The following is a 9,929-nucleotide window of genomic DNA, read 5'->3' as shown; positions in this document are numbered from 1 at the left end:
GCTCCAGCGCCTCCAGCGCGTGCGCGCCGGACACGGTGATGCCGTAGAACGCCACGCGGTCGCGCGAGCGGTGCTGCTGGAGGCGCACCACGTCCCCCAGGGCGCGGTGGAACGCTTCGGCTTCGTCGTGGAGGGGTGATTCCATGGGGAGGGCCCGGTTGGTGGATGCAACCGATGGTACCCTGCCGCACCCCGCGAGTCAACGGGGTAGTGGTCGCCGCCGATCACCGCCCCCGGCTGGAACGACGGGAAGGCGGCTGAAGCCCGACTGGAGAGACGCGGAACTCAACCCGGAGTCCGCGAAGGCGGACTTTGTGCTGTTGTTGCAGCGAGTTCACTCGCCCGCCCCGGGCTCAGCTCCCCAGGCGGCGCTGTTCCTTGGCGGCGCGGCGGAGCTCGCGGTGGCGCTGGCGGGCGTCGCGGGCGGACTCGCCGGGGAGGCGGACGCTCACTTCCACGCCGCCCATCAGGGCAAAGCCGCCGACGCGCAGGACCGGGGCGTCCGGCGGCGGCGGGTCCAGCGTGCGGCTGTGCTCTTCGAATCCGCCCATCAGCGCGATCCCGTTCATCTCCACGCGCACGCCCGGCGGCACGACGACCTCCACCCCGCCCATCCAGGCGAAGACGTTCAGCTCGGTGATGCCGGGGGGCATGCGCGCCTCGCGGAAGTCCAGCTCGGCGCCCCCCATCACCGCGATCACGTTGAGCTGGCGCGAGGGGGTCCAGGCTCCCTTGCGCGTGGCGCCCGCCATCACCGCCACGATCGTCTGCTGCGGCGAGACCTGCGACGGATGCGCGAGCTGCATTCCCGCGACGGAGATCGGCTCGGGGACGCGCGCGGCGGGGATGTCCGCGGTCAGGGCGCGGAGCTGGTCCACGGTGGAGGCGCGCTGGGCCTCGTCCAGGCGCGACTGGAGCTGGTCGGCGTCGATGTGCTCGAGCGCGAAGCCGCGGCAGAGCTCGGCGATCGTGCGCTCGCGCGTCTGCTCCAGCGGCACGGGGTGGAGCGGCTCGGGACGTGACATGGCGCTTCGCGGGCTGGGGCGGTTCTCGTGTGCGGACGCTTCCGGGGGACGCAACGTAGAGGCCGCTCCGGGGCGCAACAAGCCCGCCGGGCATGGTCGTTGCGCGATGCGGCCCCACCTGATTTACTCGTTACCACTCCAGGAAGGGGAATTCCAATGCGAATCCGCAGATCGCTTGCCACGCTGGCGCTGGTGATGGGTGCGCTGTCGGCAGGGTGCACGGCGAAGGTGGAGGACGAGGGCAAGCTCCCCGACGTGGAGGTGAAGGGCGGCGAGGCGCCGAAGGTGGACGTCGATCCCGCGCAGGTCAACGTCGGCGCGGACACCAACACGGTGGTCACGCCCACGGTGGACGTGAAGCCCGCCGAGGGGAACAAGCAGTAGCGATGGCCCGGGCGCAGGCGGGGGCCTCCGGGCTGCCCGCCTGCGTCTTCTTGAGGACATACACCCCTGTCTCTGGGGATGAGGAGCGGATCGATGCAAAAGTGGACGGCGGCCGCGCTGATCGTGGCCGTGCTGATGGGTGCGGGGTGCAGGGGAAAGGCGCAGGGCGCGAACCGCGGCGGCGCGGCGGGCTCCGACGCCGGGGGCGGCACGACGGCCGCGGCGGGCGGCGGCGCCCCGGCGGACGAGGAGACCGTCCCCGGCGGCTTCACCGTGGACACGCAAAAGGTGGAGAACCCCAAGGGCGCCGGGCAGGCGGTCAACGAGCCCGACTGATCGCCGCCCGTGCGATGAGGATCGAGCCGCTCGGGGACAGCGCCGTCCAGATCGTCCTGGGGGATGCCCCCGACGAGCCGACCCGCCGTCGCGTCGCGGCGGCTTCGCGGCGCCTGGCCGAGTCCCGCCTCGTCGGCCTGATCGAATGCGTCCCCGGCTTCACCTCGCTCACCATCCACTACGATCCGGTCCAGCTTCCCCCGTGGCTGGATTCGCTGGCGCACCTCTTCGACGAGCTGGACGAGCTCGCGGGCGACGACGGTTGGCTCGTGGAGATCCCCGTCTGCTACGGCGGCGACTTCGGGCCGGACCTGGAATCGCTCGCATCGCTGCACGGGCTCACCCCGGACGAGGTCGTCGCACTCCACGCGGCGGGCAACTACCGGGTGCACCTGATCGGCTTCGTCCCTGGCTTCCCGTACCTGGGCGGCCTGGACGCGAAGCTCGCCACGCCGCGCCGCGAATCGCCGCGCACGGTCGTGCCCGCGGGGAGCGTGGGGATCGGCGGGGCGCAGACGGGCGTCTATCCGGTGGAGTCGCCGGGCGGGTGGCAGCTGATCGGGCGCACGCCGCTGCGTCTCTTCGATGCGCATCGCGACCCGCCCGCCCTCCTGCGCGCGGGCGACCGCGTCCGGTTCGTGCCGGTGGATGCCGAAGCGTTCCGGCGGCTGGAGCACGGCGCGTGATCGAGGTGCTCCGCGCGGGGCTCTTGACGACGGTCCAGGACCTGGGCCGCACCGGCTTTCAGGACCAGGGCGTGCCCGTGGGCGGCGCCGCGGACCCGGTTGCTCTGCGCATCGCCAACCTGCTGGTGGGGAATGCGCAGGGCGCGGCGGGGCTGGAGATGACGCTCGCCGGGCCGCGGCTCCGCTTCGCGCGCACGGCGCTCATCGCGCTCGGCGGCGCGGGGATGACGGCCGATCTCGACGGCGTGCCGATCCCGTTCTGGCGGCCCGTGCGTGTGCGTGCGGGGGAAACGCTCGGCGTTCGAGGGGCGCGCACCGGGTGCCGGGCCTACCTCGCGTGCGCGGGCGGGATCGCGGTGCCGCCCGTGCTCGGCAGCCGCGCCACGTATCTGCCCTCCGCGTTCGGCGGGTTCGAGGGGCGCGCGCTGCGGACCGGCGACCGGCTGCCGATCGGCAAAGCGAGCGCGCAGTCGGCCGCCGTGCGTACCGCGATCGAGCGAGAGGGGCGGAGGAACGGGGTCGCATCGTGGCGCGTTGCCCCGAGCGCGCTCCCCGCCTACCGCGCCGAGCCCGAGCTGCTGCTGATCCCGGGGAGCCACACCGATGCGCTCACCGAATCGTCGCGGGCGCGGCTCTTCTCCGAACGCTTTCGCGTGAGCCAGCATTCGGACCGCATGGGGTGCAGGCTGGAGGGGCCGGCGCTGGTGCTCTCCGCTCCCATCGAGCTGACCAGCGAGGGTGTAGCGCCGGGCACGGTTCAGCTTCCGCCCGGCGGCTCGCCCATCGTGCTCATGGCGGATGGCGGCACCACGGGCGGCTATCCGCGCATCGGCCACGTGGCGACGGTGCACCTCCCACTCCTGGCGCAGCTTCGCCCCGGCGACCACCTTCGCTTTCGTATGACGACGCTGGAGGAAGCGCACCGGCTTCTTCGTGCGCGAGAGCTCGCCCTCACCCTGCTCGCGGACGCCCTTCGTCTGCGCAGCGCGGGAATCTGAACGACGGGTCTCACGCGGAGGCGCGGAGGCGCCGAGAACTGCAACTGCAGGGCTCACACAGAGACACAGAGACACAGAGAAAGAACAGCAAAAGGGGTTCTCTGTGGTTGTAGTTCTCTCTGCGTCTCCGCGTCTCCGCGTGAGATGCGGTTTGGCTTACATGAGACCTCGGATGAATCGCACGATCGACCTCAATTGCGATCTGGGAGAGAGCTTCGGCGCCTACAGGATGGGCGACGATGCGGGGGTGCTCCCGTTCGTGACCTCGGCCAACGTGGCGTGCGGCGCGCATGCGGGTGATCCTTCCGTGATGCGCCGCACCGTGGCCGCCGCGCTGGAGCACGGGGTGGCGATCGGCGCGCATCCGGGACTTCCGGACCTGGCCGGCTTCGGGCGGCGCGAGATGAGGATCTCGCCCCAGGAGGCGTACGACCTGGTGTTGTACCAGGTGGGCGCGCTCGCCGCCTTCGCCACGGCCGCCGGCACCAGGCTGCGCCACGTGAAGCCGCACGGCGCGCTCTACAACATGGCCTGCGCCGATGCCGCCCTCGCGGAGCCGATCGCCCGCGCCGTCCGCGACCTCGACGCGCGGCTCATCCTCTTCGGCCTGCCGGGAAGCGAGCTGCAGCGCGCCGCGGAGGGCGCCGGGCTCCGCTTCGCGCGCGAGGCCTTCGCGGACCGGGGATACGCGGCGGATGGCTCCCTCGTCCGCCGCGGCGCGCCGGGGGCGATGATCGAGGATGCGGACGATGCGGTGCGGCGCGCGGTGGAGATCGCGTCGGAGGGGCGCACCCGGACGGCGGATGGGGGCGAGCTCCGGCTGGCGGCGGATACCATCTGCATCCACGGCGACCGGGCCGATGCCGCTCTTTTCGCGCGCACCCTGCGTGAAGGGCTGGAAAGGAGCGGCGTGCGGGTGGCGGCACCCCTGAGCGGAGGCTGAGCGTGGAGCAGCGAGAACGGCGGAGCGCGCTCGTCGGCGCGGCGTTCCTGATGGCGACCTCCGCCATCGGGCCGGGTTTCCTCACCCAGACGGCCGTGTTCACCGGCAAGCTGGGGGCGAGCTTCGGCTTCGTCATCCTGGCGTCGGTCATCCTCGACGTCGGCGCGCAGCTCAACATCTGGCGCGTGATCGCCGTGGCGGAGCGGCGCGCGCAGGACATCGCCAACAGGGTGGCGCCGGGGCTGGGGACGCTCCTCGCCGTGCTGGTGGTGCTCGGCGGGCTCATCTTCAACATCGGCAATGTGGCGGGGGCCGCGCTGGGGCTGCAGGCGCTCTTCGGGATGCCACTCGCGATGGGGGCGCTGGCCAGCGCGGGTGCGGCGGTCGGTCTCTTCCTCTTTCGCGACGCCGGCCGAGCGATGGACCGCTTCGCGCAGGTGCTGGGGTTCGTGATGATCGCCCTCACCCTGTACGTGGTGGCGACTTCGCGGCCGCCGTTCGGGGAGGCGGTCCTCCGCTCCGTGGCGCCGCTGAAGCTGGACTGGGTCGCGGTGGTGACGCTGGTGGGCGGGACGGTCGGCGGCTACATCACCTTCGCCGGCGGGCACCGGCTGCTCGACGCGGGGATCTCCGGGCGCGCCGCGCTCCCCGAGGTCTCGCGCAGCGCCGTGACCGGCATTCTCGTCACCAGCATCATGCGGGTGGGGCTCTTCCTGGCGGCGCTGGGCGTGGTCTCCGCCGGCTACACGCTGGACCCCGCGAACCCGCCCGGCTCCGTCTTCCAGCACGCCGCGGGGGAGGTGGGTCTGCGGCTCTTCGGGCTGGTGATCTGGTGCGCGGCGGTGACTTCCATCGTCGGCGCGAGCTACACCTCCGTCTCCTTTCTCCGCACCCTGAGCACGCGCGTGGAGGCGCGGCAGCGCACCGTAATCATCCTCTTCGTCGTCCTCTCCACTGCCGTCTTCCTGGCCGTGGGGCGCCCCGTGCAGCTCCTGGTCGCCGCCGGCGCCGCCAATGCGCTCGTCCTGCCGCTCGCTCTCGGCGCGATGCTCGTGGCCGCGCGCCGCATCGCCATTGTCGGCGACTACCGGCACCCGGCCTGGATGTCCGTGTTCGGCTGGGCCGTAGCGATCGCGATGGCGGTGATGGCCGTGTATACCATCGTGACGACGGTGGCGGGGATGTGGTAGGGGGGCCCCCTCCCCCGCTCGTTCCTCGCGGCCCCTCCCCCAAAACTGCCTGGGGGAGGGGCGGTTCGCAGGCGTTGGTGCAGGGTGGGCGGGTTCGGTCCCGCGGAGGGCACGGGCAGCCACGTGGGGCTGCCCCTACAAGGATCGGGGTGAACCAAGCGGGGGTCGCGGTGCGGGAAAAGGTGGGCAGACACGTGGGTCTGCCCCTACCGGGTTCTGTGCGCGGGGCGAAGGTCGCGGCACGCGGGGGACGGGCGCGATGAATCGCGCCCCTACCGGATCTGCGCGGGCGTACAGGGTGTTCTCCCCCTCCCCCGCCCTGCGCCCCCGCAGGCGGGGGAGGGGGCCGGGGGGTGGGGGCCAGCCGACCCAAGCCCCCTCTCTCGATAACAGAGGGCGCAGCGCTCTCCTGTTATCGGGAGAGGGGGCAGGCGAGTGTAACGAGACGGGGGTGAGGGCCTACCCCACCGCCTCCAGCTCCGCCCACCTCGCGTAGAGCGCATCCACCTGCTCGCTGGCCTCGCGGAACTGGGCGGTCACGCGCTGCACCTCGTCGTTGCCGGTGGCGTACAGGCCTGGGTCGGCGAGGCGGGACTCGAGCTCTTCCTTGCGGGCCTCGGCCTTCATGATCGCTTCCTCCATCCCCTCCAGCTCGCGCTTCTCCTTGTAGCTCAGCTTGCGCTCGGTGGACGGGCGGGCGGGAGCGCCGGGGGTGGACTTGCGCGCGGCGGGGGCGGCGGCCGCGGCGGCTTCGGACTCGCGCTGCTCCTTGAGGCGGCGGTACAGGTCGTAGCCGCCCGCGTGGCGGCGCAGCTCGCCGTTCCCCTCGAAGGCGATTAGGCCCGTGGCGACCTTGTCCAGGAAGAAGCGGTCGTGCGTCACCAGGAGCACGCAGCCGGGGTAGTCGGAGAGGACGTCCTCCAGCACCTGGAGCGTGACGAGGTCCAGGTCGTTGGTGGGCTCGTCCAGGATCAGCAGGTTCGCCTCGCGCAGGAAGAGGCGGGCGAGGAGGAGCCGGTTCTTTTCGCCGCCGGAGAGCGACTTGATCTTCTGGCGCTGCTGCGGGACGGGGAAGAGGAACGTTTCCAGGTGCGAGCGCAGGTGGATGCGCTCGCCGCCCACCACCACCCAGTCCTGCTCGGCGGCGGCCTCATAGACGGTATTCTCGGGATCCAGCTCCTCGCGGCGCTGGTCGAAGTAGGCGATGTGCGTGTTCTTGCCCAGCTCCACCTCGCCGGCGTCGGGAGGCTCGGTGCCCATGATGATGCGCAGGAGCGTCGTCTTCCCCGCCCCGTTCGGCCCGATGATGCCGATGCGCTCCCCCGCCTGCAGGATGGTGCTGAAGTCGCGCACCAGCGTGTGGCTCCCGAACGCCTTGCGGATGCCGTGGAGGTTCAGCACCGTGCGCCCCAGCCGCGGCGCGTCCGCCATCGCGATCTCGACGGCGGTGCGCGTGGGGAGGCGCTTGTCGCGGTGCTCGGCCTGCAGGTCGTCCAGACGGTTGATGCGCGCCTGCTGCTTTCCCGTGCGCGCGCTGGGCGAGCGGCGCACCCAGGCCAGCTCCTTCTCCAGGAGGCGGCTGCGCTTGTCGGCCTCGACGGCCAGGCGCGCGGTGCGCTCGGCCTTGGCTTCCAGGTACTCGGTGTAGCCGCCGGGAAAGGCGGTCAGCTCGCCGGGGGTGACCTCGATCATCCGGGTGACCACGCGGTCCAGGAAGTAGCGGTCGTGGGTGATGAGCATCACCGCGCCGGGGTACTCGCGCAGGTGCCCCTCCAGCCAGAGCGTGGTGTCGGCGTCCAGGTGGTTGGTGGGCTCGTCCATTAGCAGGAGCTCGGGCTGCTGCAGGAGGACGCGCGCCAGCGCCACCCGCTTCCGCTCGCCCCCGCTCAGACCTTCCACCGGGCGCTCCCAGCGGTCCACCTGCAGGCGCGTGAGGATCGCCTCCATGCGGTGCTCGTGGTCCCATCCGCCCAGCGCGTCGATGCGGGCTGCCAGCTCTCCCTGCCGCGCGAGGAGCCGGTCCGTGTCGCCCTCGCCGCGGGTGAGGCGGCCGCCGACGTCGTGGTACGCGGCGATGGCCTCGTTCAGCTCCGGCGTGCCCCCGGCGGCAGCGGTGAGGATGGTGGCGCCCGTCTCGAACTCCGGCTCCTGCTCCAGGTAGCCGACGCGCATCCCGCGCTGGAAGGCGAGCGTCCCGTCATCGGGCGGCTCCATGCCGCCGATGATGCGGAAGAGGGTGCTCTTTCCCGACCCGTTCACCCCGATGAAGCCCACCTTCTCGCCCTCGTCGATGGCGAAGGAGACGCCGTCGAAGAGGACGCGGGGGCCGAAGCTCTTGTGCAGGTTCTGGACGTTGACGACGTTCATGCTCGCTCGATGGATGGGATCGCCGGGTTGGCGCAGCCCAAGAGTACACGCCCGCCCCCTCCCGGTTCAACCCGCCGGGAACTCGCGAGGCTCCGGGCGGTATCGTGAACGGGCCGTCGTCTGTTTCTTGCACGGGGATGATGCCGGGACCGGAAACCCCGCAAAGCGCTGGATCGCCATGCTGATGATGTGGTTGCTGTTCTTCTTTTTGGCGTTCGGCGCGAAGGCGCTCCTCGCCGTGGTGATGATCTTCCTGGTGCTGGATTCGGAGCGCGACTGCGCGAGCTGCGCGACCGAGACGCTCCCCCTCCAGATGACCGGGTGGGGCCGCGTCATGTCGGTGCTCAGCCTGGGCTACGTGCAGCGGCGCTGGTGCCCGCGGTGCGGCTGGGAAGGGCTAACCCGGACGGGGCGGATGAAGGGCGTGGGCGCGCCGTCGTCGTCGGGGGCGCCGTCGCTGCGCTGAACGGCGGGGCTCACGCGGAGACGCGGAGACGCGGAGACACGGAGAGAACTTCGAGTGCTGGACTGAAACTTTCGGCGCCCCGCCCATTCAGGCGGGGCGTCGTGTCGTTGGTGAGCGGCGGTGTGTCCTCGCGCACGGACAGCGGGGGAATCGCGCGGATTCGCGGTGGACGAGGGAAGCCGTTGCGGCGCATCCACATCGGTGGTGAGGGACGGGTGTTCCGGGATGAGGCCCCGCGCTTGCCCTGGGGTGAACCGTCCGCATTCATCCGTTTCCTTCCGTCCCACGCGCTTCCATGATCTCCCGCCGCATCCTCCTCGCCGCGCTCAGCGCGATCCTCTCCGCGTCCGCCGCCGCGGCGCAGACCGCCGTCGTCCAGGGGCACGCCCTCGCAAACGACGGCACGCCGGTTCCGCTCTCCGTCGTACGCCTTCTTCCGTCCACCGGTGGCCAGGGGCGCACCGTGCTGACCGACGCGCGCGGCGCCTTCCGCTTCGACACCGTGGCCGCGGGCAGCTACCGCCTGCGCATGGAGCGCATCGGCTACACCGCGCCGCCCTCCGCCTCCTTCACCGTGGCCGACGGCGCGACGAGCGAGCAGACGCTGCGCGCCGCACTCCAGGCGGTGGTGCTGGAGGGAGTCTCCACCGGCCGCCCCGCGTGCTACACAGGCGACCGCCTGGCCGAAGCCCCCGCCGTGCAGGCGCTCTGGCGCGAGGCGGTGAAGGGCGTGGAGCAGCGCCGCACCTTTGCTGCACAGTACGCCTACCGCTACAACCAGCGTACGCGCGGAACGGCCCACCTGCGCCTGCTGCGCGACAAGCGCATCAACAGCGACACCACCATCATCGTGCACCCCGACTCCGCCCGCGCGCGGCGTGCCCGTGCGGTGGCGGCGGGCGACACGGCGCAGAGCAAGTCGCTCAACATCAAGGTGCCCAGCGAGCTTACGCTGCTGCGCGACGACTTCCTGGTGGGCCACTGCCTGGAGGCCAACCCGCAGCTCGACTCGACGGGCGCCTGGACGCTGCGATTCAGGGCGCTGCGCACCGCGCGCGGCACGCTCAACCTCTCAGGCGCGCTGCGGCTGGACTCGCGCACATTCGCCGTGCGCCAGATCGAGTTCCGCTACCTGGATGGGCGGCGGGAGTGGGCGTCCGGCACCCTGAACTTCGGCGAGGTGTCGACACCGTTCGGCCCCGTGCGCCTGCCGCGCTCCGCCCAGGCGCGCGCCAACCCCGACGGCCCTATGGGCATGGTGCTTACGGAGCTGGAGGGAACCGTGGAGTTCCACAGCTACCGCGCCTTCGAAAAGGTGCGCTGACGGAAGGCGACTGGGGAATGGGGAATGGGGAATGGGGAACCGGATCCCTCTCGCGTTCTCTCCCCGCGTCTCCGCGCCTCCGCGTGAGACCCGCCGTTCCCGCCCGGGACCGAGCGCAAGTGCATGCGAGAGCGCACGTAAACGGGGGAGACGCATGCGCTTGCAGGCGGTAGGTGGCTCGCTTCTTGCCCGCCGGGGCACACCATCCGC

Annotated in this window: 10 protein-coding genes; 8 read left to right on the top strand and 2 right to left on the bottom strand. The window is 71.7% G+C overall.

Features of this window, described 5'->3' with window-relative positions:
- Window positions 1-353: 353 nt before the first annotated feature.
- Complete coding sequence (locus tag VF647_26285; GenBank protein ID HEX8455617.1) at window positions 354-1,025, bottom strand: DUF1707 domain-containing protein; 672 nt, start codon at window positions 1,023-1,025, stop codon at window positions 354-356.
- Window positions 1,026-1,181: 156 nt separating this feature from the next.
- Here VF647_26285 and VF647_26280 point away from each other — a divergent pair, with 156 nt between their 5' ends.
- The 6 genes from VF647_26280 (at window position 1,182) to VF647_26255 (ending at window position 5,562) form a co-directional block, all read left to right on the top strand.
- Window positions 1,182-1,409, top strand: a complete 228-nt coding sequence (locus VF647_26280) for a hypothetical protein (GenBank protein ID HEX8455616.1) — start codon at window positions 1,182-1,184, stop codon at window positions 1,407-1,409.
- A 93-nt stretch (window positions 1,410-1,502) separates the two neighbouring features.
- Window positions 1,503-1,745, top strand: coding sequence for a hypothetical protein (locus VF647_26275; protein ID HEX8455615.1), 243 nt, complete (start codon window positions 1,503-1,505; stop codon window positions 1,743-1,745).
- Window positions 1,746-1,759: 14 nt separating this feature from the next.
- Window positions 1,760-2,431: a 5-oxoprolinase subunit PxpB gene (gene pxpB, locus VF647_26270; protein HEX8455614.1), complete on the top strand. Its 672-nt coding sequence runs from the start codon at window positions 1,760-1,762 to the stop codon at window positions 2,429-2,431.
- Window positions 2,428-3,429, top strand: a complete 1,002-nt coding sequence (locus VF647_26265) for a biotin-dependent carboxyltransferase family protein (GenBank protein ID HEX8455613.1) — start codon at window positions 2,428-2,430, stop codon at window positions 3,427-3,429. The genes pxpB and VF647_26265 overlap by 4 nt, the downstream gene beginning before the upstream one ends.
- 172 nt (window positions 3,430-3,601) lie before the next feature.
- Window positions 3,602-4,372, top strand: a complete 771-nt coding sequence (locus VF647_26260; GenBank protein ID HEX8455612.1) for a 5-oxoprolinase subunit PxpA — start codon at window positions 3,602-3,604, stop codon at window positions 4,370-4,372.
- 2 nt (window positions 4,373-4,374) lie between these two features.
- Window positions 4,375-5,562, top strand: a complete 1,188-nt coding sequence (locus VF647_26255; protein HEX8455611.1) for an NRAMP family divalent metal transporter — start codon at window positions 4,375-4,377, stop codon at window positions 5,560-5,562.
- A gap of 459 nt (window positions 5,563-6,021) precedes the next feature.
- Here the strand turns inward: VF647_26255 and VF647_26250 are convergent, their stop codons facing one another.
- Window positions 6,022-7,929: an ABC-F family ATP-binding cassette domain-containing protein gene (locus VF647_26250; GenBank protein HEX8455610.1), complete on the bottom strand. Its 1,908-nt coding sequence runs from the start codon at window positions 7,927-7,929 to the stop codon at window positions 6,022-6,024.
- A gap of 184 nt (window positions 7,930-8,113) precedes the next feature.
- On the opposite strand from VF647_26250, the gene VF647_26245 reads away from it, so the two are divergent.
- Window positions 8,114-8,395, top strand: a complete 282-nt coding sequence (locus VF647_26245; protein HEX8455609.1) for a hypothetical protein — start codon at window positions 8,114-8,116, stop codon at window positions 8,393-8,395.
- Between the two features lie 295 nt (window positions 8,396-8,690).
- Window positions 8,691-9,719: a carboxypeptidase-like regulatory domain-containing protein gene (locus VF647_26240; protein HEX8455608.1), complete on the top strand. Its 1,029-nt coding sequence runs from the start codon at window positions 8,691-8,693 to the stop codon at window positions 9,717-9,719.
- Window positions 9,720-9,929: the final 210 nt, after the last annotated feature.

This window comes from Longimicrobium sp. (genome assembly GCA_036387335.1).
In the GTDB taxonomy this organism is placed as follows: domain Bacteria; phylum Gemmatimonadota; class Gemmatimonadetes; order Longimicrobiales; family Longimicrobiaceae; genus Longimicrobium.
This window is presented reverse-complemented; position numbering and strand designations above follow the sequence as displayed.